The organism is Gordonia sp. J1A, assembly GCF_055393515.1.
Map to the genome: position 1 here is coordinate 79,231 of NZ_AP041607.1, position 20,192 is coordinate 99,422.

Below are 20,192 nucleotides of genomic sequence, written 5' to 3' on the forward strand. Positions count from 1 at the left end.
TCCCTTTCAGAGACTCACGTCCGATCCTGCCAGAAACGGCCATTACGCTGAGGCACATGTCCGACACCTCCGCTCGACCGTCAGGCCGGCGCGCCGTGATGCATGCGCCGCCCATCCCGTACACCGCCGTCGTTCCCGCGGCCGGTCTCGGCACCAGGTTTCTGCCGGCCACCAAGACGGTGCCGAAGGAACTGCTGCCCATCGTCGACACCCCCGGCATCGAGTTGGTGGCCGAAGAGGCGAAGTCGGCGGGTGCCGAGCGGCTGCTGATCGTCACCTCGCCGGGTAAAGACGGTGTGGTCGCGCACTTCGTCGAAGACCTGGTCCTCGAGGGCCGCCTAGCCAAGCGCGGCAAGGAGGCGATGCTCGCCAAGGTGCGGAACGCCCCGTCGCTGCTGGAGGTGGACTCGGTGGTGCAGGACCGCCCGCTCGGCCTCGGCCACGCCGTCGGCTGCGTGGAACCGGAACTGGCCGACGACGAGGATGCGATCGCGGTGCTGCTGCCCGACGATCTGGTGCTGCCCGGTGGAGTCCTCGGCCGGATGGCGGCCGCACACGCTCGGTACGGCGGCAGCGTCCTGTGCGCGATCGAGGTGCCCGGGGAGAAGATCAGCGCGTACGGCGTCTTCGACGTCGAGGAGGTCGCCGACGATCCGGAGGTCAAGCGGGTGCGCGGCATGGTCGAGAAGCCGCCCGCAGCGGAAGCTCCCTCGAATCTGGCGGCGGCGGGCCGGTACATCCTCGACCGCAAGATCTTCGACGCGTTGCGCACCATCGAGCCGGGCGCGGGCGGCGAACTCCAGCTGACGGATGCGATCGCGTTGTTGATCGAGTGGGGCGAGCCCGTCCATGTCGTGGTCCACGAGGGCAGCCGGCACGATCTCGGGAATCCCGGCGGATATCTGAAGGCCGCCGTCGACTTCGCTCTCGACCGTGACGACTACGGTCCGGAGCTGCGGGAATGGCTGGTTCGACGGCTCGCCGACGACTGACCGATCTCGCTGTGTTCAGCGCGCCTGCGGGCTCTGCGCGAAGCGGGCCGTTAGCCTCGAACTGCGCGTTGCCCGGTCGTGCGAGCGGTCGGCGCGCACCGATCTGAGACCACTCGGGGGACGTGAGGAGAACTATGCGCTCGGTCGAGGACCATTTGAGCCTCGTGACGGCTTCGGTGGTCGCACCGCGACCGGTGCAGGTGGCCATCTCCGAGGCCGAGGGCCTGCTGTGCGCGGAGGAGGTCGTCACCTCCGACCCGCTGCCCGGTTTCGATCAAGCCGCCGTCGACGGTTACGCGGTGCGCGCGGTGGATGTGGCGCCGGCCGGCGCTCCCGCCCCCGACGATGTGACCGAGCTGAACGCGGACGGGATCGAGGTGGAGGAACTCGACGACAGCGGCCGGCTCGTGGTGCATCTCCCGGTGGTCGGAGACGTGACCGCGGGTTCGCGCACCCCGACCCGGCTGCAGCCGGGACAGGCGGTCCGGGTCGAGACCGGAGCGCCGATGCCCACGCTGGCCGACGCGGTCGTGCCGGTCAGATGGACCGACGGGGGCGAATCGCGGGTGATGGTCGGGCACGCCGTCGACAGCGGCGACTACGTCCGGCGCACCGGCGACGACGTCCGTCCCGGTGACGTCGCGGTCAGCGCGGGCGCGGTGATCGGCCCCGCGCAGGTCGGTCTGCTGGCCGCGGTCGGACGGTCGCGGGTCCTGGTGCATCCGCGACCGCGGGTCTCGGTGATCGCCGTCGGCAACGAACTGGTCGACATCGATCGGAAACCCGGTGCCGGGCAGGTCTTCGACATCAACAGCTATTCCCTCGCGGCCGCCGCGCGCGACGCCGGCGCCGACGTGCACCGCCTCGGGATCGCCGAGCGCGACCCCGCCCGCCTGCGCGAAGCCGTGGAGGCCCAGCTGATCCGGTCGGAGATCGTGGTGATCTGCGGATCGATCGGCGGGGCCGCGTCGCGCGCCGTGGGCGAGGCGCTCGCCGATCTCGGCGACCTCGAGATCGGGCGTGTGGCAATGCATCCGGGATCGGTGCAGGGCTTCGGACGGCTCGGGCGGGACGAGATCCCCACCTTCCTGCTGCCCGCCAACCCGGTCAGCGCGCTCGTCACCTTCGAAGTGATGGTCCGGCCCCTCATCCGCATCGCCCTCGGCAAACGGCAGCCGATGCGGCGCATGGTGACGGCACGGACGATCGGCCCGATTCTGTCGGTGGAGGGCCGGCGCGGATTCCTGCGCGGCCAGCTGATGCGCGACGAGCGGTCCGGGGAGTATCTCGTCCAGGTGATCGGCGAGTCGGAGAGCGGCGCCTCCCATCTGCTGGCGGAGTTGGCCGAGGCCAACTGCCTGATCGTGGTGGACGAGGACGTCGAAGAACTGCGGACCGGTGATCACGTCGATGTCATGTTCTTGGCGCAGCGCGGATAGCGGGCCGGGCCGCCTGACTACAATCGCCCTGTGCTGAGGTGGTTGGTCGATTCGCCGCGGAGCCCGGGTTGGCCGGCGGAGCTGGGACCCGTCCGGGTCAAGTCCGGTGTGGTTCGCGTGCGCCCGATCCGGATGCGTGATGCGGGCGAGTGGAGTCGACTGCGGATCAAAAACCAGAACGACCTGCTTCCGTGGGAACCGACCGGCCAGGGGCCGTGGGACGCGCGCCACCAGCCGTCGTCCTGGGCGCCGCTGTTCTCGCTCCTGAAGTCCGAGGCCAAGCGCGGAACGGTGCTGCCCTTCGTGATCGAGGTGGACGGACGGTACGCCGGGCAGCTGACCATCGGCAACGTTCAGCGCGGGGCGGTGCGCAGCGCGTGGATCGGGTACTGGGTCGATTCCGACGTGGCGGGCGGTGGCGTGGCCTCGGCCGCCGTGGCGCTGGGTGTCGATCACGCCTTCGGGCCGGTCGGACTGCACCGGCTGGAAGCCACCGTGCAGCCGGAGAACGCGGCGTCGCAGGCGGTGCTGACCAAGATCGGCTTCCGTCGCGAGGGATTGTTGAAGCGGTACATGGATGTGAACGCGCGGTGGCGCGACCATCTGCTGTTCGGGCTTACCGTCGACGAGGTGTCGGGGAGCGCGGTCGACACACTGATCCGCGCCGGTCGCGCCCACGCCGTCTGAGGTGCTGATCGTTCGCTGAGAAATGGAAGTTCCCCGGCGCGCCTGAGCCGCACGCCGTCGGACGGTTCCTACCCTGTGGAGTGGATACTCGTCGCTCGACCCGGAAAGGAGCTGCCGGTCATGCCGACTTCTGTGCTGTGGGTGACCCTGATCGCAGTTTGGCTGTTCGTGCTGGTCCCCATGGTGCTGCGCGGTCGGCCTCAGGCCCGCAAGACAACCGAAGCGGCTGCGAACACCCGCCTGGTGCACCGTGGCGGCTCGAGTCGGCGGACGTCGAGCAGGACCGCGGCTCGGGCGCGCGCCGCCCAGCGCGCAGCCGCGAAGGCCGCCGAACAGGCGAAGGCCGCGCAGCGCAAGGCCGACGTCACGGCCGTTTCCGCGACGCAAGCGGCGGACGAAGCGGATGCGGCAGTCGACGATCGGGATGACGACGTCGACCGTCTGGAGGCCGATTCGGGGGTCATCGAGACCGTCGACGCGGAGCTCGTCGACGAAGCCGGAGACCAGACACCGGCGGAGACCGAGGACGACGATGTGGTCGATGTCGAACTCGACGACGCCGACCTGGATGGACTGGACGACGCCGAGATGGTCGACGCCGAAGAGTCTGCCGAGGAGCCTGAGGCGGAGTCTGAGGCGGGGCCGGATGTGGACGTCCTGTCGGCGGTCGAGATGACCGACCAGATCCCGGTGGTTGTAGCGGACGTGGTCGACCTCGACGAGGCACAGGCCGCGCGTGACGCGGATCAGATCCCGGTGGACGAGGCATACGACGAGGCGAACGACGGCGAGGTGTTCGAGGAAGACCAGTACGAGGAGCACGCCGAGGACGACCAGGACGCGTACGAGTACGACGAGTACGACGCCGAGGACGACGAGAGCGAGTACGCGCAGGACGAGTACGCGCAGGACGATGACGACGATGCAGCGGCGGCGGGCGAGTTCGGCTCCGTCCTGGACGACGACGCGGGGTCTGCTCCGACGGCGCGCGAACTGCGCGGTCGCGGCGGGCGCGGACCGGACCATGTGGCCGAACGCGAGCGGATGCAGTACCGCGAACGGCAGCGGATGGTCCTCATCCTGGCGGTGCTCACGATCGGATCTATCGTCGGCGCATTCGTCTTCCGGCCGTGGGGGATCATCGCCGCGGTCGCGATGGTCACGGTGTTCTCGCTGTATCTGGTGTTCCTGCGCAGAACGGTGCGTGAGGAGCACGCGCGAGCTGCTCAGCGCGCGGCTCGCCGCCGACGTCAGCGGTTGGAGGACGAGCGGCTGCAGTCTCGTCGAGCCGAACCCACCTACATGGAGCCGCCCGCACGCCTCCGCCGGCCCGGCGGAGCGATCGTCCTCGAGATCGACGACGAGGACCCGGCCTTCGACCATCTCCCGGCTTACGACTTCGCCTACCAGTCCGAGTACGACGACAGCGCCGACGATGATCACGACAGCCTGCAGTTCCGTCGAACGGCTGTGTAACGCTGCCGTGCGGCATGATTCGCCCTAGGCTGGAGACATGAGCGACGACGACCAGTGGTACTTCGATCTCTCCACGGGCAACGTGACGCAGGGCAAGATCGGCAACGTATTCAATCGGATGGGACCCTATCCGGATGAGGCGACGGCGCGTCGTGCGCTGGAGATCGCCGCCGCGCGCAACGCGGCGGCCGATTCTCAGGACGACGAGGAGTCGTAGGCGTCTTCCGCGAGATGCACGCTGTCAGGGCTGCTCGCCGGTGCTGATCGTGTCGGGGTGGGCGACTACCCATTCCCTGCACAGTTTGGCAGCGCGGCGAAGTGCGATGAGTTCACCGAGATAGCTCGCGGCGCCGCCGACGAACGGGATCCAGCCCAGCCAGCTCAACAGGCGTGGAGAGCCCGGTCGATCGCCGAGCGACCGGGACAGGTCGTGAAGGGTGCGGCCAACGCTCCACAGCCGGGACACGAACGCCTTCTCTCGGCGGGTCGAACCGTCGTCGAAGGGTTCGGCGTCGGCAGGGGATTCGAGTCGGACATCGAGGTTCCGGCCGAACAGGATCGATGCGAGCATCGTGACCGCGGCGTCGCGTGACACCACGCCGTACTCACGGCTCACCGCACGCAGCACCAGCGCCTGGCTGGCGAATCCCAGGTAATCGGACATCGGCAGCTTCTTGGTCCAGGGACCGAAGATGCTGGGGAACGCGACGCCGCCGGTCGTCACCAGACCGATGCGGGAGACCCACCAGTCGGCGTGGTCGCGCAGTGGCAGGTCGTCCCATCCGGCGGTACCCGGCCAGTCGAGGACGTTGAGAACGCCGGACGCTGCGACGGCACTGCGGTCGAGGCAGTTCCGCGGATTCTGGAAGGCGTGCGTCCGAGGCTTCAGGTCCAGCGGATCGGCGGTGATGAGCACGTCGAGCATCGGGTCGATCGTCGCGATCGCACGGTCGAGGACCGTCGCGACCTCTGTATCACTGAGCGCCATGCCGCTGAGCTTATCGTCGTGGGCCGGGGCGTGCAGGTCCCGTCATGGCGACGGGACCTGCGGACAACCCGGGCGATTAGCTGCTCGGCTGGCTCTCCTCGGTGGGAACGCTGTAGGTGCAGTTCGCGGTGGCCGCCGGACCCTTGCTGGTCTGGGTGTTCTTCACCTGGCCGTTCACCAGGATCTCGCAGGTGATCGTCTGGCTCGCGTCGGCCTCGAAGTCGTTCGTGGCGGTGAGGCTGGCGATCTTGCCGAACCCCTGCAGGGTCACGTCCTTGGTCCAGGGCAGCTGCGCTGCGGTGTCCTGGGCCATGTTGAAGTCCTTGTCGCTGTAGGTCACCGACGCGGTGCCCCCGCCGGTGACCCGGTAGGTGACGGTGGCGGTGCTGTTCGCGGCCTTGTCGATCTCGTTCGCGACGCCGCCGACCATGGCTGAGCAGCCCGCGATCACGGCGATGAACAGCACCACCAGTCCGCCGACGATCCACGGCCACTTCTTTCGCTTCTTCGCCGGCGGCTGCGGGGCGTACGGGTACGGCTGACCGTAAGGATTCGGCTGCTGACCGTACGGATTCGGCTGCTGAGGCTGCGACTCGGGGTTTGTCATCTCGGACTCCTGTGAAAGGTGTTGCCTGAGGGATGAAACCCTCAGTCGGACATCCGGGATGGTATGCGAAGGGTCGGACAAACCGGCTTAAGTCGTCTAGTCGGACGACAGAACGGCGTCGCGTGAACGGACGCGCGCGGTGGAATGGCGCGCTCAGTAACTCCGCGCGAATCCGAGGACGTTGCTGACGTACTCGGCGGAGTTGTTGTATCGCAGGACGGCGCGGCTCTGCCCGGCCGGATCGGCCAGGTCCAGGTTCTCGTCGCAGAGGTAGCGCGCCGTCGTCAGTGCCGCGTCGAAGAGGTTCTGCGGGTCGGCTTTGCCGTCGCCGTTGCCGTCGGCCGCATAGTGTTCCCACGTCGCGGGGAGGAACTGGGTCGGTCCGACGGCGCGGTCGTACTGTGCGTTGCCGTCGAGGCGTCCGCCATCGGTGTCTGCGATGACCTGGTTGCCGGCGAGCGAGCCGTCGAGGACGGGGCCGTATATCGGATGCCGCAACTGGCCGCGCGAGTCGGCGTCACCGAAGTTGGCGTGCTGCGACTCCACCCGGCCGATGCCTGCGATCAGCTTCCAATCGATATGGCATCGGGGCGTGGTCTTGGCCATCGTGGCCGCAGCCGAGCGGTAGGCCTCGAAGTTGATGCGCGGGATCACGCCGGTCGTCACCGAGGCGGGCAGCGCGGGTGCGGGAGGGGTGGCGTGCCGTGTGGCGGCGACCGGCCGGACTGGGGTCTGGGTGGTCGACGGTGCCGGACGGGGGTCGGCCTCGGCACGGATGGGCGTCGAGGCCGCGGCGTGGTCGGAGGATGCCACGCGGTCCGGGGAACTCGACGTCACGCCCATCAGGGCTCCGGTGACCGGAACCAGGCCGGCCGCGACGAGCAGGGCGGACTTCAGCGGTTTGCGATTCGGATGCATGGTCAGACCTTGGTGTCGGGGAGGGTGGCTTCCTCTCGACAGCCGGCCACGCAGGCGATTCGGGCCGCGAACGGCGGCTGTTCGAGGACTGCGGACGAACGTACATGAGTTCGTCGCGATACCGTTATTAGGTCGTTACCAAGCTCCTATGGTGCTTTGTAGTAGTTCGGTGATATTGCAGGTCAACGACGGCGCCTCGCCCAGTTTGTGAGGTGAGACACGAAACCGCAGGTAGCGTCCGATTTCCGGAGTTCGGGGTGGAGCTCACGCGCGGTGTGTCTCGCGCGGCTTGCACCTCACGCGACGTGAGGTTGCATGGTGGAGACATGGCGAACGTGTCGAAGCGGTGGAGCGCCGGTCAGGTCGCGGAGACGAGCGGACTGACGGTGCGGACCCTGCATCACTGGGACGAGATGGCTCGCCCCGCTACGGGTGCTGTCTGATCAACTCCGGCGCGTCGATGCGGAACTGATCGCTCTGGGCCGGTTGCGGGAACGACTGGCCGCAGTGGTCGCCGCCGGGGACGCCAGTGTCGAGTGCGTCGACCCTGCGGAGATGCTGCGGCTCATGCGAGCGGCTCGCACCGGCGCGGGCGAGGTGCTCGACCGCCACTTGAACGGGGAGCAACGCGAGCGCCTCGCTGCCGCAGCGGCGGAGACCGGTCCGGGCCTGGCCTACCGGACCGAGATCGAATGGCCTCATCTGTACCGACGAGTCGAGGAATTGCGCCTGTCCGGTGCGACCGCCGACGACCCGCGCGTGCAGAAGCTCGTGAGCCGGATGGAAGAACTCTCCGTACAGGTCACGGGTGATGACGCTGAGATCAGCGCCGCAGTGCGCGGCGCGTGGCGGGATGATCCTGCGGGCATGTCGGGGGGCCGCACAGGTAGCGGACCCGTGGCGTGCGTTGGCGGAGTTCGTCGATCACGCGCGGCGCGTCCACCTACCCGACGCCGCCGCCGGCGACGGCTCATGAGCTCGTGGCCCGGTGCGGGCTCGCTCCTCCCGCTGTTCGTGCCCCTGGTGATGCTGCTGATCTTGGCTGGTCTCGGCGTGATCGCGTGGGCGGTGCCGATCAGCGTGGCGATGGCGTGCGCCGTCTTCTCATCGCTCGTCTGTTGGCGGAAGCGCTTCCGGGGATGCGGCCGTGAGAACGAGTGAGGCCAGGTCGAGGATTTCCTCTGACCTGGCCTCACTTCTGTGGAGCTAAGGGGAATCGAACCCCTGACCTACTCGATGCGAACGAGTCGCGCTACCAACTGCGCCATAGCCCCTGAGCGTCTTGCCGACGACCGGAGATCAGTCTAACAGGACGCGAACGCCGGTACGCAAAGCCCCTGCGTCGAGGGGCCGCGTACCGGCGTCCAACGGTGGCCTATCCGCCGAAACCGATGGTGATGGCGACGTGCAGGAGGTCGCCGCCGAAGACGGTGAAGTCGTTGAAGAACTGGGTCAGAGCGGGGAACATGTGTTCGCCTTTCGGTAGGAGTTGGCCGCATCGGGCGATGCCAGAAAATCGTTACACAACCGGTCGAATCGGTATCTCTATGCAGACCCGAATCACATTCACCTGCGGTGGTGGCTACGAACACAGTGCCGTTCGTGCATGAAAGAAAGTGCGTTTTACCTGCGGGTTTGCTGTGAATATCTGGTGCGCGCCGCGCTCCGCGGAGATCCGGACACCCGAAGTTAACCTGACCTCACTTCTGGTTAACGCACGGGGCGCCGGGGAAGTCTTGAGTGGCAGTCGAGACTCGCTGGTTCCGGTGTCCGAGGCGCCGTCTACTCTCGCGCATGTGGGAATGACGAGGAGGCCGCGACGGACAGCTCTGGCAGTCGCCTCCGGAGCGCTCGTCGCCGGCCTGGTGTCCGGATGCTCGCTGCCCGCGCCCGCCGCGCAGGCTCCGGCAACTCCCTCGGTGACGCGCTCGCACGTTCCCGTACCGGTGTCCCCGTCCGGGGCCGTCGAGCCGGAGACGCAGGCGCCCGCTCCCGTGGGGACGGCGCGGGCCGGGCTGGCGCGACTCGCGGTCAAGGGGCGGGCGCCGAAGACGGGGTACGCGCGCGCCGAGTTCGGTCCGGCATGGACCGACGACCAAACCGCCGCCTGGGGTCGCAACGGGCTGAGTACGCGGGAGGACATCCTCTCCCGCGATCTGACCGATGTGACGTGCAAGGTCCGCGGCACCTCGCCCCGCGTGCCGCCGTGCGTGGTGCAGTCAGGGACTCTGCACGACCCGTACACCGGCTCGGTGGTCGAATTCGTGCGCGGGAACAAGACATCGGCATTGGTGCCGATCGACCACGTCGTGAGCCTGGGCGACGGGTGGCAGAAGGGCGCACAGCAGTTGAGCCGGGCCGAGCGGATCGCCTTCTCGAACGATCCGCTGAACCTGATCGCCTCGACGCGCGCCCCCAACTCCGCCAAGTCCGACTCGGACGCGGCGTCCTGGCTCGTGCCGAACAAGAGCTTTCGCTGCGCATACGTGGCGCGGCAGGTGGCGGTCAAACTCAAGTACCGCCTGTGGGTCACCGGCGCCGAGAAGGACGCGATCTCCCGGGTTCTCGAGAAGTGCCCTGATCAGCCGCTGCCGACCGAGTCGGACGCCGTGCGCCGCACCTACGGTTGACGGCGAGGTCTTATCGCCGAGTGGGGTCGTCGACGCCGGAAAGTGGCGTGACCATTCGGACGGCCGAAATCCACTGATCTGGAACACATTCCGCGCCATCGGGTGCTACCGTGCGCCGGTCTTCGGGCGAGTTGTCCAGAACTCAGCGGCGAGTCGGAGCCGGTGCTAGTTCAAATCACATGAGTCACACCGCGGTCTTCCGTGCGGAGACGGCGGCGGGATCACCGCTCGATGTCTTTCAAGGGGATGGCATGCATTTGACGCCGCGTGAGCTCGACAAGCTGACGATTCTGAATCTCGCGATGGTGGCCGAACGTCGAAAAGCCCGCGGGCTCAAACTGAACCACCCCGAGTCCGTCGCGATCATCACCGCCGCCGCACTCGAGGGCGCTCGCGACGGCAAGACCGTCGAACAGGTCATGAGCGAGGCCGCCAACGTCCTCACCGTCGACGACGTGATGGAAGGCGTCGGCGACATGATCACCAAGGTCCGAGTGGAAGCCGTGTTCACCGACGGCACCCGTCTCGTGACGGTCCACAATCCGATTCGTTGACCACCACTCGGCGAGCTTACGAAGGGTAGCGCAGCATGGCCTCGGAGAATTCGACGAACGACGATGGGGTGCCCTCGGGAGTCCCGGTGGGCGGGTACGTCCTGCGGGACGAGCCGATCGAGCTCAACGTCGGGCGGCCCCGACAGAAGATCACCGTGCGCAACACCGGTGACCGGCCGGTCCAGGTCGGATCACACTTCCACTTCACGGAGGCGAACCGGGCACTCGAGTTCGATCGGCCCGCCACCTTCGGATGGCGCCTGGACATTCCGGCGGGCACCGCGGTGCGATTCGAGCCGGGCGACGAACAGGACGTGACGCTGGTTCCGTTCGCCGGCAAGAGCCGGGTGTACGGGTTCAACGGCATCGTCAACGGCTGGGCTCCGGTGCGCGACGTCTACCGGCCGCGCTATCAGCACGTGGTGGACCTGCTCGAGCAGCGAGGCTTCAAGTCCGCGCCACAGCCCGCACAAGCCCGTACGTCAGAAATTGAGGACAAGTGATGACCAGCATTTCTCGGAAGGATTACTCGGGACTCTTCGGTCCGGTCGCCGGCGACAAGATCCGCCTCGGCAACACCGATCTGTACGTCGAGGTGGAGAAGGACCTCCGGGTCATCGGAGACGAAGCCATCTACGGCGGAGGCAAGACGCTGCGCGACGGTATGGGCCAGGACCCGTCGTCGACGAGCGACACCGGCGCCCTCGACATCGTCATCACCAACGTCGTCATCATCGACGCCGAACTGGGCGTGGTGAAGGCCGACGTCGGTATCAAGGACGGCAAGATCGCCGGTATCGGCAAGGCGGGCAACGCGTCCACCATGCACGGAGTCACGCCGGGCCTGATCACCGGGCCGGCCACCGATGCGATCTCCGGCGAGCAGTTGATCCTCACCGCGGCGGGCCTCGACTCGCACGTCCACATGATCTCGCCGCAGCAGTCGTACACCGCACTGTCCGGCGGCATCACCACGCTGATCGGCGGCGGCGTCGGTCCCACCGACGGAACCAACGGCACCACGATCACCTCCGGCGCATGGAATCTGGAGATGATGCTCAAGGCCAACGAAGGTCTGCCGGTGAATGTCCTGCACTGCGGCAAGGGCAACTCGTCGCGGCGTCCGCCGATCGAGGAGCAGCTGCTCGCCGGGGCGGGCGGTCTCAAGATCCACGAGGACTGGGGTTCCACACCGGAGGCGATCAAGACGGCGCTGGCCGTCGCCGACGATTACGACATCCAGGTGGCGATCCACACCGACACGCTGAACGAGGCCGGCTACGTCGAGGACACACCATCGCCGCATTCGACGGCCGGACGATTCACACCTATCACTAGGAGGGCGCGGGCGGCGGTCACGCGCCCGACCTGCTCCGCGTGACCGCGGAACGCAATGTGCTGCCCGCGTCCACCAACCCGACGCTGCCCTACGGGATCAACTCGCAGGCGGAGCTGTTCGACATGATCATGGTCTGCCACAACCTGAATCCGCTGGTGCCGTCCGACGTCGCCTTCGCCGAGAGCCGCGTCCGCGCCGAGACGATCGGCGCAGAGAACGTGCTGCACGACATGGGCGTCATCTCGATCGTGTCGAGCGACTCGCAGGCGATGGGCCGGATCGGCGAGAACTGGCTGCGCACCGTTCAGATGGCTGACGCGATGAAGCGGTCCCGCGGCAAGCTGCCCGAGGACGCGCCGGGCAACGACAACTTCCGCGTGCTCCGCTACGTCGCCAAGGTGACGATCAATCCGGCGATCACCTTCGGTCTGGCCCACTCGGTCGGTTCGATCGCCCCGGGCAAGATGGCCGACCTGGTGCTGTGGGAGCCGGCCTTCTTCGGCGCCAAGCCCCGCACCGTCATCAAGGGCGGAGTGATCAACTGGCATGCGATGGGTGATCCGAACGCGTCCCTGCCGACCCCGCAGCCGGTGATGTACCGCCCGATGTACGGCGCCTACGGGAAGACCCTGCAGGAGACGTCCGCGACCTTCGTCTCCAAGGCGGCGTACGAGTCGGGGATCGCCGAACGGTACGGACTCGAACGCCAGGTGATCCCCGTCCAGGACACCCGTGAGATCAGCAAGGACAACATGGTCCGCAACGACTACATACCCGACATCGAGGTGAATCCCGAGACCTTCGCGGTCACCGTCGACGGCGAGCACGCGTACGTCGAACCGGCCACCCACATCAGTCTCAACCAGCTGTACTTCTTCAGCTGAACTTCATCAGCTGACCGCACCCGCTACCGACCGCATTACGGAGGCAACTCTTCATGAAAAGTCCGGCGACCGGGCTCAACGTCGTGGAGTCGATTCTCGGCAACGAGCACGACGACGAATGGAAGGCGCGGTTGGCCGACGCCGACTGCGACTACGTCTTCCTCGACCAGTGGGAGGCGCAGAAGTCGCGGCTGTGGCGGACCACCGCCAACGGCGACGAGGTGGCCGTGTCGCTGGACCGCGGCGTGCAGCTCCGCGACGGCGACGTGCTCGAATACGACGAGGACGCAAAGACCGCGATCATCGCCCGGATCACCCTTCAGGACGTGATGGAGGTGGACCTGAGCCAGGTGGCTGGACGCGACGAGAACACCGTGATCCAGACCTGTCTGGAGCTGGGGCATGCGATCGGCAACCCGCACTGGCCCGCCGTGGTCAAGGGCGTCAAGGTGTACGTGCCGCTCACCGTCGCGCAGCCGGTGATGAACTCGGTGATGCGCACGCACGCACTCGAGGGCGTGGTGCACCGGTTCATCCCCGGCGCCGAGGTGATCCCGTACATCGCGCCGCACGAGGCTCGACGGCTGTTCGGCGGTGCGGCCCGCGAGGGCGGGGGCCACACCCACACGCATCCGCACGGCCACGCCGGTGACGACCACTGACGTGACCGAGACCGGCGCCGTCCCCGACATCACCCGCTTCATGCGGGCGATGCAGTTCTCCGACACGATGCTGCCGGTCGGCTCGTTCTCCTTCTCCAACGGCCTGGAGACGGCCGTCGCCGAAGGCCTGGTCACCGACGCCGAGAGCCTGCGGCAGTTCGTGCAGGTGTGCGTGAAGCAGGGAGCGTCCTGCGACGGCATCGCCGTGCTGCACGCGCACCGCGCCGCGCTCGCCTGCGACGACGCGGGGCTCGCGGATGCCGACTTCGCGGTGATCGAGCGCAAGCTCAACGAGGAGGGCCGCGTCATGGTGACGCGGATGGGCCGCAAGCTCGCCGAACTGGGACTCCGTCTGGCGCCGGAGTCGGCGCCGATCGCCGACTGGCTCGAGCGGATCAAATCGGGCGAGGTGCCCGGCACCTATCCCGCCACCCGGGCCCTGGTGCTCGCCGAAATCGGTGCCGGCGAACAGGAGTCGTTCGGCATCCACCAGTACGGCGTCGCCGCGACCGTGGTGGGAGCGGCGCTGCGGGTGGTTCGCGTGGACCACATGGACACCCAGCAGATCCTCTTCGATGTCGGCGCGACCGCCGACGAGGACTACCACGCGGTGAAAGACCTGAGCTTGGACGACATGTCCACGTTCGCTCCCATGCTCGACATCTTCGCGTCGATCCACGTCCGATCGCACGTACGCATGTTCATGAATTGAGGACCCAATGAAGAAGACCACTCGCATCGGCGTCGGCGGACCCGTCGGCTCGGGCAAGACGGCACTGCTGGAGGCGATCACGCCGCACTTCGTGGAGCGCGGCACCAGCGTGCTGATCATCACCAACGACGTCGTCACCACCGAGGACGCCAAGCACGTGCAGAAGGCGCTCAAAGGGGTGCTCATCGAGGAGCGGATCGTCGGCGTCGAGACCGGCGCGTGCCCGCACACCGCGGTGCGGGAGGACCCGAGCATGAACCTGGCCGCGGTCGAGGAGATGGAGGCGACCTTCCCCGACGCCGACATCGTGTTCATCGAGAGCGGCGGCGACAACCTGACGCTCACCTTCAGCCCGGCCCTCGTCGACTTCTTCATCTACGTGATCGACGTGGCCGCCGGCGACAAGATCCCGCGCAAGAACGGTCCGGGCATCGCGCAGTCGGACATCCTCGTCATCAACAAGACCGATCTGGCGCCGTACGTCGGCGCGGATCTGTCGGTGATGGAACGCGATTCGGCCGCGCAGCGCAACGGTAAGCCCTTCGTGTTCACCAACTGCAAGACCGGAGAGGGTGTCGAAGAGGTCGTCGACCTGATCGCCCACGGAGTCCTCTTCGACTCCGTCGGCGGCTGACCGAGGCCGTGGGCGCCGTGGACCTGCCCGAGCTGGCGATCTACCAGGATCAGCCCAGACAGGCCCGGGTGGGCACCCCCGGAAAGATCGGTGCGTTGCGAATGCGATTCGAACAACGGCGTGGCAGAACCGTTCTCGCCGACCTGTACCGCCAGACGCCGCTGCTGGTGCAGCAGGCCCTGTACTGGGACGAGGCCGTCCCCGACATGGCGTGCGTCTGCATCGTCTCCACCTCCGGCGGAGTGGTGCAGGGCGACCGCCTGTCGGTCGACGTCGTGGCCGAGACCGATACGCGCGTCCACATCACCACCCAGTCGGCCACCAAGGTGCAGCAGATGGACGCCAACTACGCCGTGCACGCGCAGACCTTCGTGCTCGGCGATGGGGCCTACGTCGAGTACCTCCCGGGTTCGACGATCCCGCACCGCAACTCGCGGTACGTGGTGACGAGCGACATCGAGATCGCCGAGTCGGCGACCCTGCTGTCCTCGGAGATCGTGCTGTCCGGCCGCAAGCACCACCGCGCCGACGAGGTCTTCGGGTACGACGTCTTCTCCTCGCTGATGAAGGCGCGGCGCCCCGACGGGACGCGGTTGTTCACCGAGAAGATCCTGATCGAACCGCAGCGCAGCCCCATCCGCCACCCCGGCGCCATGGGGCGCTACGACGTGTTCGGCAACGTTGTCGTGCTGACCCCGCCCGAGCACGCCGAGGCCATCCTGGCCCGAGTGCCGACCGGCCTCATCGACGGCGCCTACAGCGGCGCGAGCCGGCTCCCCGGCGACTGCGGACTCATCTTCAAGGTGCTCGGCGTGGAGCGCCAGCCCGTCACCGAACGGGTCCGGGCCTTCTGGTCGATCGTGCGCGAGGAAGTGCTCGGTGCACCGATCGGCCCCGCACAACCGTGGCGGGGCCAGCAGTGACGACGGCCGCGGCTCACCCCGCCCGCGGTTTCGCCAACCCCCTGCAGGAGGAGCCTGCAGACTCCGACAAGCCGAGGAGACGAGTGAATGTCTGAACCTTCAGCGAGCGTGCTGGCCGCCGGAGCGTCCCTGGAAGTGAGTCCGGGTGACACCGGCTGGGTGCTGATCTGCGCGGCCCTGGTGCTGTTCATGACGCCGGGTCTGGCGCTGTTCTATGCGGGCATGGTCAGCAAGCGGAACGTGCTGACGATGATGCAGCAGAACATCGTGCCGATCGGAATCGTCACTCTCACGTGGGTCGTCATCGGATACACCCTGGCGTTCGGGCCGTCGAAGGGCGGGGTCACCGGCGATCTCGAACTGTTCGGGCTCTCGGATCTGGGGTCGGTGCCCACCAACCCGCGTCACGTGGTCGACGCCGCGACGCATCTGGCGATTCCGACGCTCGCCTTCGTCGCCTACCAGATGATGTTCGCGATCATCACACCCGCGCTGATCACCGGCGCGGTGGTCGGCCGGTTGAAGGCCTTCGGGTGGGTGGTGTTCCTGATCGCCTGGTCGGTGGTGGTGTACCCGCCGATCACGCACTGGCTGTGGAACCCGGGCGGCTGGCTGGTGAAACTCGGAGCGCAGGACTGGGCGGCGGAATTGTGGTGCACGCGTCGGCGGGAGCCGCCGTGGTCGCGTTGCTGCTGGTGCTCGGCCGGCGGAAGGTGTTCGGGAACCGCGCTCCGCTGCCGCACTCGATCCCGTTCGTGATCGTCGGTGCCGGAATCCTGTGGTTCGGCTGGTTCGGGTTCAACGCGGGCGACGGCCTGCGCGCCGACGGGCTCGCCGCGCAGGCCCTGCTGAACACGCACGTCGCCGGTGCGGCGGCACTGGTGGTGTGGCTGTTCATCGAATGGGTCCTGACCCGCAAGGCCACCGTGCTCGGCGCGGTGACCGGCGGCGTCGCCGGACTGGCGACGATCACTCCCGCGGCCGGATACGTCAGCACCGTCAGTGCGTTGGTCATCGGCGTGCTGGCGGGCGCCGTCTGCCACCTGGCGCTGCGGCTCAAGGACGTCTTCAAATACGACGACGCGCTCGACGTGATCGCCGTCCACTTCGTCGGCGGCGTTCTCGGCACCCTCGCCGTCGGTTTCTTCGGCAGCCGTGAGATCAACGACTCGGGCCACGACGGGCTGTTCTTCGGCGGCGGCGGGGCACTCCTCGGACACCAGGTGGTGGCACTGCTGGCGGTCATCGGCTACTCGTTCGTCCTGACGTTGATCATCGCGCTTCTCATCAAGTGGACGGTCGGGCTGCGGGTGGACCCGGCCGACGAGGACCGCATGGACGAGGTGGAACAGGGGGCCTGCGCCTACAACGACGACGAGTCGGTGACGGGTTCCACGTCGGTCCGGCCGACGGCCGGCAGCTGACCCGCAGCGTCGTCCGACAGGTCCAGCACACACCGGCTGCGCGCTCGCACGAGCGCGCGGCTGTGGCTCACGAGTGCGACGCCGACCCCGTCGCGCGCCAGCGCGCTGATCACCTCGACGACGGCGCGCGCCGAGATCGGGTCGAGCATCGCCGTCGGCTCGTCGCACAGCAGATATCCCGGACGCTGCACGAGCACTCGTGCCAGGCAGGCGCGCTGGAGCTGACCGTCGCTCACTTGTGACGGGAACCGGTCGAGAAGATCGAGGGCGAGCCCGGCGCGTTGCGCCGCGACGGCGGCGGTGTCGCGCTCGGCGCGCCTGCCGGCGATCCGCGCCGGTTCGGTGATGGTCTGGGCCAGGGTCCATCGGGGATCGGCCACCTGTCGCGGATGCTGCGCGAGCATGGCGATCGATCCCGGCCTCGGACAGACCGATCCGCCGTACGTGACCGATCCGCGAGCGGGCCGGACCAGGCCGGCGAGAGCCCGCAGCAGCGTGGTCTTGCCACTGCCCGACCGCCCGAGGACACCGGTGATCGAGCCGGGACGGACGTGGACGTCCACGTCGCTCACCACCTCGACACCGTCGTAGCAGACGGTCAAACCCTTCGCCTCGATCACCGGACCTCCTGCAGGAACTGCGCGATGTACTCGTCGTCGGTCAGTCGCGTCGTCGCGTCCGCAGAGTACGCAGCGTCCGCCGCGTCCGACGCCGACGTGGCGGCGAGGCCGTCGAACTCGCCGGCTGAGAACCGGGCGAGCAGTCGGCCCTCGCGCATCACGGCGATCGCATCGCAGACGCCGACCTGCCGGAGGGTCTCGATGTCGTGGGTGACGACGAGGACGCCCGCGCCGTCGGCCGCGGCTCCGGCGAGCAACCGCCAGGTCGCCGCGGCCAACTCGGGGTCGAGCGCCGAGGTCGGCTCGTCGGCGACGAGGACTCGCGGCCGGCCCGCGACGGCCCCGGCTATCGCCGCACGCTGCGCCATCCCGCCGGACACCTCGTGCGGATACCGGTCCAGCGCCCGCGCCGGATACGCGACCGCGTCGGCCAGTTCACGGACCGAGCGGTCCGCGCCCAGTACCGTCACCGTCTCGGACAAGTGGCTTCCGATGGTCCGCACCGGCGTGAAGCTCGTGGCCGGCGACTGCGGGACCAGGCCCACCTCTCGTCCTCGTACCCGATGCCACGCCGAGTCGCGAGGGTCCAGCGTGCGGTCGCCGATCCGCACGCGTCCGGTGGCGACCGAGCCGACGGGGAGCAGTCCGCACAGAGCCGAGGCGACCATCGACTTGCCGCAGCCGGATTCGCCGATCAGCGCCGTGACCGTGCCGGGTGCGAGTTCGAGCGAGACGTCGTCGAGCACGCGCACCGCGGTGCGCCGCCGGCCCCGGTCCGCGGACACGTCCACCGTGACGCCGGCCAGGGAGGCGACCGCCGCCGTCACCAGACGCTCCCGGCCGGCGGTCGGTGACGCCGCGCCACCAGTGTTCCCAGGCGCGTCACCGCGAGCGCGGCGGCGATCAGCGCCAGCCCCGGCACCACCAGCGTCCACCACGCACCGGTGAGCACGTCGCCGCGGGCGTCGTCGAGCAGGGTGCCCAGGCTCGCCCGATCCGGCGACAGACCCACGCCGAGGAACGACAGTGTGGTCTCGTGCCAGACCGCGTGGGGCAGAAGCACCACCATCGCGACCAGGGCCTGCCCGGTCACCGCGGGCACCATGTGCCGGGTGGCGATGAAAGTGCGGCCCGCGCCCGCGAGCCGCGCCGACTCGATCCATCCCGCGGTCTGCAGACTCAGGAGTTCGGCGCGGACCACACGAGCCACCGCGGGCCAGTGGGTCAGCGCGATGGACGCGATGATCGCGAGCGGGGCGCCCCGCCACATCGCGGCGATGACCACCCCGAGCACCAGATGGGGAAGGGCGTTGACACCGTCGACCAACCGCATGGTCAACGCGTCGAACCAGCCGCCGAAAGCGGCCGCTCCCACGCCGACGGCGATGCCTATGGCGGTCGACACCAGGGCGCAGATCGCGGCGATGAGCAGGGAGATCTGCAGGCCCTGAGCGGTCCGGATCGCCAGATCGTGGCCCGAATGATCGGATCCGAGCAGGAAATCGTGTCCGGGCGCGGTCAGCGCTCGCGCGAAGTCGGGCTGCTGCGGGCCCGCGACGAGCGGCGCGATCACCACGACGGCGACGGCCGCCAGGCCCGCCGCCAGCCATCCGGTCCGGCCGGGGCGCAGCTTCACTCGCCCGATCATGCGGTGAGCCCGATCCTCGGGTCGATCCAGGCGGCGGCCGCATCCGACAGCGCCGAGCCGACGATGACCAGCACCGCCGATCCCAGGGTGAGCGCGGCGAGCAGCGGGAAGTCGAGTCCGACGGCCGAATCGACGAGTGCCTTCGCCAGTCCGGGCCAGCCGAAGACGGTCTCGACGATCGCGGCGCCCGCGATCAGTTCGGGCAGCCGGGTCCCGATCAGTGCGAGCGTCGGCAGCACCGACACCGGGAGCACGTGGCCGCGCAGCAGCCGCATCCCGCTGATCCCGCGCGCACGCGCCGCGAGGACGGCATCCGAGCCCGTCGCCTCGACCACCGAGGCCCGGGTGGTCAACAGCAGCCACGGGATCATCGACACGGTCAGCGCCACCGTCGGCAGCACACCGTGCGCGAGCAGATCCGACGGCGAGTAGCGGCTGCCCGGGGTTCGCGCACCCGAGGACGGGAACCAGCTCAGACCGACGGCGAAGACGGTGACCAGCACCAGCGAAACCACGAACGGCGGGACGGCGGCGAGAACGGTGGCGCCCGCGGTGCAGCATCGGTCGAGCAGTCCGCCCCTCCGCATGCCCGCCACGGTCCCGACCGACAGTGAGATCACGGTCGCCAGCGTCAAGCTGACCGCGGCCATGCCGAAGGTGAAGGGCAGGCGTTCGGTGAGCGCCGTCGCGACCGGCTGGGACAGCGTCGAGGACCAGCCGAGGTCGCCGCTGAGTACATCGCGCCACCACTGCCACCACGCCGACCACCAGCTCTGATCGACGTGATAGGCGGCGGCGGTGGCCTCACGCTGAGCCTGCGTCGCGCTCTGATACCGGCTGCCCAGATACGCGGTGAGGGGATCGAACGGTGATGCCGCGGCCAGCGCGAAGATGCCGAGCGAGATGAGGCCGACGGTCGGGACCCCGATGAGGGCGCGGCGCACGAGCAGTCGGCCCGCGCGGCGCGTCCGGGATCGGCCGGCGCGCGGTTCGGGCGGTTCGTCGATGGAGGCCGGTACCCGTACGGCGGGCCGGTTCGGCGCGATGGTCATCGT

At 68.4% G+C, this 20,192-nt stretch carries 22 protein-coding genes, 1 tRNA gene and 1 pseudogene; 16 read left to right on the top strand and 8 right to left on the bottom strand.

Annotated features, from left to right (window positions below; all coding sequences use genetic code 11):
- Positions 1 to 56: 56 nt before the first annotated feature.
- The 5 genes from ACZ5QD_RS00400 (at position 57) to ACZ5QD_RS00420 (ending at position 4,811) form a co-directional block, all read left to right on the top strand.
- Complete coding sequence (locus ACZ5QD_RS00400; RefSeq protein ID WP_039866719.1) at positions 57 to 992, top strand: UTP--glucose-1-phosphate uridylyltransferase; 936 nt, start codon at positions 57 to 59, stop codon at positions 990 to 992.
- A gap of 134 nt (positions 993 to 1,126) precedes the next feature.
- Positions 1,127 to 2,431, top strand: coding sequence for a molybdotransferase-like divisome protein Glp (gene glp, locus ACZ5QD_RS00405; RefSeq protein WP_006894711.1), 1,305 nt, complete (start codon positions 1,127 to 1,129; stop codon positions 2,429 to 2,431).
- A gap of 30 nt (positions 2,432 to 2,461) precedes the next feature.
- Complete coding sequence (locus ACZ5QD_RS00410; RefSeq protein WP_039866720.1) at positions 2,462 to 3,118, top strand: GNAT family N-acetyltransferase; 657 nt, start codon at positions 2,462 to 2,464, stop codon at positions 3,116 to 3,118.
- A gap of 120 nt (positions 3,119 to 3,238) precedes the next feature.
- Positions 3,239 to 4,594, top strand: coding sequence for a gephyrin-like molybdotransferase receptor GlpR (locus ACZ5QD_RS00415; protein WP_006894713.1), 1,356 nt, complete (start codon positions 3,239 to 3,241; stop codon positions 4,592 to 4,594).
- 37 nt (positions 4,595 to 4,631) lie between these two features.
- Positions 4,632 to 4,811: a hypothetical protein gene (locus tag ACZ5QD_RS00420; RefSeq protein ID WP_006894714.1), complete on the top strand. Its 180-nt coding sequence runs from the start codon at positions 4,632 to 4,634 to the stop codon at positions 4,809 to 4,811.
- A gap of 24 nt (positions 4,812 to 4,835) precedes the next feature.
- Here ACZ5QD_RS00420 and ACZ5QD_RS00425 read toward each other — a convergent pair whose 3' ends face one another.
- From ACZ5QD_RS00425 to ACZ5QD_RS00435, 3 genes are all read right to left on the bottom strand, one after another.
- The gene (locus ACZ5QD_RS00425; protein WP_006894715.1) at positions 4,836 to 5,582 is read right to left on the bottom strand and encodes a hypothetical protein; all 747 of its coding nucleotides are present in this window, start codon (positions 5,580 to 5,582) and stop codon (positions 4,836 to 4,838) included.
- A 76-nt stretch (positions 5,583 to 5,658) separates the two neighbouring features.
- The gene (locus tag ACZ5QD_RS00430; protein WP_006894716.1) at positions 5,659 to 6,189 is read right to left on the bottom strand and encodes an MmpS family transport accessory protein; all 531 of its coding nucleotides are present in this window, start codon (positions 6,187 to 6,189) and stop codon (positions 5,659 to 5,661) included.
- Between the two features lie 153 nt (positions 6,190 to 6,342).
- Positions 6,343 to 7,107, bottom strand: coding sequence for a lytic transglycosylase domain-containing protein (locus ACZ5QD_RS00435; protein ID WP_006894717.1), 765 nt, complete (start codon positions 7,105 to 7,107; stop codon positions 6,343 to 6,345).
- 432 nt (positions 7,108 to 7,539) lie between these two features.
- Between ACZ5QD_RS00435 and ACZ5QD_RS00440 the strand changes: the two genes are divergently transcribed.
- Positions 7,540 to 8,268: a hypothetical protein gene (locus tag ACZ5QD_RS00440; protein WP_006894718.1), complete on the top strand. Its 729-nt coding sequence runs from the start codon at positions 7,540 to 7,542 to the stop codon at positions 8,266 to 8,268.
- A gap of 40 nt (positions 8,269 to 8,308) precedes the next feature.
- On the opposite strand, the gene ACZ5QD_RS00445 is transcribed toward ACZ5QD_RS00440, so the two are convergent.
- Positions 8,309 to 8,381: transfer RNA gene (locus ACZ5QD_RS00445), tRNA-Ala, on the bottom strand.
- A gap of 528 nt (positions 8,382 to 8,909) precedes the next feature.
- On the opposite strand from ACZ5QD_RS00445, the gene ACZ5QD_RS00450 reads away from it, so the two are divergent.
- The 10 genes and pseudogenes from ACZ5QD_RS00450 (at position 8,910) to ACZ5QD_RS00495 (ending at position 16,869) form a co-directional block, all read left to right on the top strand.
- A complete protein-coding gene (locus ACZ5QD_RS00450) occupies positions 8,910 to 9,737 on the top strand; it encodes an HNH endonuclease family protein (RefSeq protein ID WP_081598052.1) in 828 nt (275 codons plus the stop codon).
- Between the two features lie 251 nt (positions 9,738 to 9,988).
- Positions 9,989 to 10,291: an urease subunit gamma gene (locus ACZ5QD_RS00455; RefSeq protein WP_006894743.1), complete on the top strand. Its 303-nt coding sequence runs from the start codon at positions 9,989 to 9,991 to the stop codon at positions 10,289 to 10,291.
- 35 nt (positions 10,292 to 10,326) lie between these two features.
- Positions 10,327 to 10,794: an urease subunit beta gene (locus ACZ5QD_RS00460; protein WP_006894744.1), complete on the top strand. Its 468-nt coding sequence runs from the start codon at positions 10,327 to 10,329 to the stop codon at positions 10,792 to 10,794.
- Entirely contained in the window at positions 10,794 to 11,672 is an 879-nt protein-coding gene (locus ACZ5QD_RS00465; protein ID WP_006894745.1) for an urease subunit alpha, read from the top strand. The genes ACZ5QD_RS00460 and ACZ5QD_RS00465 overlap by 1 nt, the downstream gene beginning before the upstream one ends.
- The gene (locus tag ACZ5QD_RS00470) at positions 11,669 to 12,514 is read left to right on the top strand and encodes an urease subunit alpha (RefSeq protein ID WP_006894746.1); all 846 of its coding nucleotides are present in this window, start codon (positions 11,669 to 11,671) and stop codon (positions 12,512 to 12,514) included. The genes ACZ5QD_RS00465 and ACZ5QD_RS00470 overlap by 4 nt, the downstream gene beginning before the upstream one ends.
- A gap of 53 nt (positions 12,515 to 12,567) precedes the next feature.
- Positions 12,568 to 13,176: an urease accessory protein UreE gene (locus tag ACZ5QD_RS00475; protein WP_006894747.1), complete on the top strand. Its 609-nt coding sequence runs from the start codon at positions 12,568 to 12,570 to the stop codon at positions 13,174 to 13,176.
- Complete coding sequence (locus tag ACZ5QD_RS00480) at positions 13,163 to 13,888, top strand: urease accessory protein UreF (protein ID WP_233500102.1); 726 nt, start codon at positions 13,163 to 13,165, stop codon at positions 13,886 to 13,888. The genes ACZ5QD_RS00475 and ACZ5QD_RS00480 overlap by 14 nt, the downstream gene beginning before the upstream one ends.
- Positions 13,889 to 13,895: 7 nt before the next feature.
- Positions 13,896 to 14,522, top strand: coding sequence for an urease accessory protein UreG (ureG, locus tag ACZ5QD_RS00485; protein ID WP_006894749.1), 627 nt, complete (start codon positions 13,896 to 13,898; stop codon positions 14,520 to 14,522).
- 8 nt (positions 14,523 to 14,530) lie between these two features.
- Positions 14,531 to 15,445 (top strand): urease accessory protein UreD, encoded by a 915-nt coding sequence (locus ACZ5QD_RS00490; RefSeq protein ID WP_006894750.1) that lies wholly within the window; start codon positions 14,531 to 14,533, stop codon positions 15,443 to 15,445.
- A 189-nt stretch (positions 15,446 to 15,634) separates the two neighbouring features.
- Positions 15,635 to 16,869 (top strand): annotated as a pseudogene (locus ACZ5QD_RS00495) (ammonium transporter).
- Here the strand turns inward: ACZ5QD_RS00495 and ACZ5QD_RS00500 are convergent.
- Genes ACZ5QD_RS00500 through ACZ5QD_RS00515 form a run of 4 tightly spaced genes read right to left on the bottom strand, consistent with a single transcriptional unit; the run spans position 16,809 to position 20,189 of the window.
- Positions 16,809 to 17,489 carry an ABC transporter ATP-binding protein gene (locus ACZ5QD_RS00500; protein WP_062367632.1) on the bottom strand — a complete coding sequence of 227 codons (681 nt, stop codon included), beginning with the start codon at positions 17,487 to 17,489 and terminating at the stop codon, positions 16,809 to 16,811. The pseudogene ACZ5QD_RS00495 and the gene ACZ5QD_RS00500 sit on opposite strands and share 61 nt — an antisense overlap.
- A complete protein-coding gene (locus tag ACZ5QD_RS00505) occupies positions 17,486 to 18,316 on the bottom strand; it encodes an ATP-binding cassette domain-containing protein (protein WP_062367631.1) in 831 nt (276 codons plus the stop codon). The genes ACZ5QD_RS00500 and ACZ5QD_RS00505 overlap by 4 nt, the downstream gene beginning before the upstream one ends.
- Positions 18,313 to 19,137: an ABC transporter permease gene (locus ACZ5QD_RS00510; protein WP_062367630.1), complete on the bottom strand. Its 825-nt coding sequence runs from the start codon at positions 19,135 to 19,137 to the stop codon at positions 18,313 to 18,315. The genes ACZ5QD_RS00505 and ACZ5QD_RS00510 overlap by 4 nt, the downstream gene beginning before the upstream one ends.
- Positions 19,134 to 20,189 (bottom strand): ABC transporter permease, encoded by a 1,056-nt coding sequence (locus ACZ5QD_RS00515; protein WP_082781315.1) that lies wholly within the window; start codon positions 20,187 to 20,189, stop codon positions 19,134 to 19,136. Before ACZ5QD_RS00515 ends, ACZ5QD_RS00510 begins: the two co-directional genes overlap by 4 nt.
- Positions 20,190 to 20,192 lie beyond the last annotated feature (3 nt).

Excerpts from the sequence above, each read along its gene's own strand:
- ACZ5QD_RS00415 (WP_006894713.1), top strand. The coding sequence starts at position 3,239 with ATGCCGACTTCTGTGCTGTGGGTGACCCTGATCGCAGTTTGGCTGTTC.
- ACZ5QD_RS00510 (WP_062367630.1), bottom strand. The coding sequence starts at position 19,137 with ATGATCGGGCGAGTGAAGCTGCGCCCCGGCCGGACCGGATGGCTGGCG.
- ureG (WP_006894749.1), top strand. The coding sequence starts at position 13,896 with ATGAAGAAGACCACTCGCATCGGCGTCGGCGGACCCGTCGGCTCGGGC.
- ACZ5QD_RS00430 (WP_006894716.1), bottom strand. The coding sequence starts at position 6,189 with ATGACAAACCCCGAGTCGCAGCCTCAGCAGCCGAATCCGTACGGTCAG.
- ACZ5QD_RS00460 (WP_006894744.1), top strand. The coding sequence starts at position 10,327 with ATGGCCTCGGAGAATTCGACGAACGACGATGGGGTGCCCTCGGGAGTC.
- ACZ5QD_RS00455 (WP_006894743.1), top strand. The coding sequence starts at position 9,989 with ATGCATTTGACGCCGCGTGAGCTCGACAAGCTGACGATTCTGAATCTC.
- ACZ5QD_RS00515 (WP_082781315.1), bottom strand. The coding sequence starts at position 20,189 with ATGACCATCGCGCCGAACCGGCCCGCCGTACGGGTACCGGCCTCCATC.
- ACZ5QD_RS00450 (WP_081598052.1), top strand. The coding sequence starts at position 8,910 with ATGACGAGGAGGCCGCGACGGACAGCTCTGGCAGTCGCCTCCGGAGCG.
- ACZ5QD_RS00435 (WP_006894717.1), bottom strand. The coding sequence starts at position 7,107 with ATGCATCCGAATCGCAAACCGCTGAAGTCCGCCCTGCTCGTCGCGGCC.
- glp (WP_006894711.1), top strand. The coding sequence starts at position 1,127 with ATGCGCTCGGTCGAGGACCATTTGAGCCTCGTGACGGCTTCGGTGGTC.
- ACZ5QD_RS00400 (WP_039866719.1), top strand. The coding sequence starts at position 57 with ATGTCCGACACCTCCGCTCGACCGTCAGGCCGGCGCGCCGTGATGCAT.
- ACZ5QD_RS00425 (WP_006894715.1), bottom strand. The coding sequence starts at position 5,582 with ATGGCGCTCAGTGATACAGAGGTCGCGACGGTCCTCGACCGTGCGATC.
- ACZ5QD_RS00420 (WP_006894714.1), top strand. The coding sequence starts at position 4,632 with ATGAGCGACGACGACCAGTGGTACTTCGATCTCTCCACGGGCAACGTG.
- ACZ5QD_RS00475 (WP_006894747.1), top strand. The coding sequence starts at position 12,568 with ATGAAAAGTCCGGCGACCGGGCTCAACGTCGTGGAGTCGATTCTCGGC.
- ACZ5QD_RS00465 (WP_006894745.1), top strand. The coding sequence starts at position 10,794 with ATGACCAGCATTTCTCGGAAGGATTACTCGGGACTCTTCGGTCCGGTC.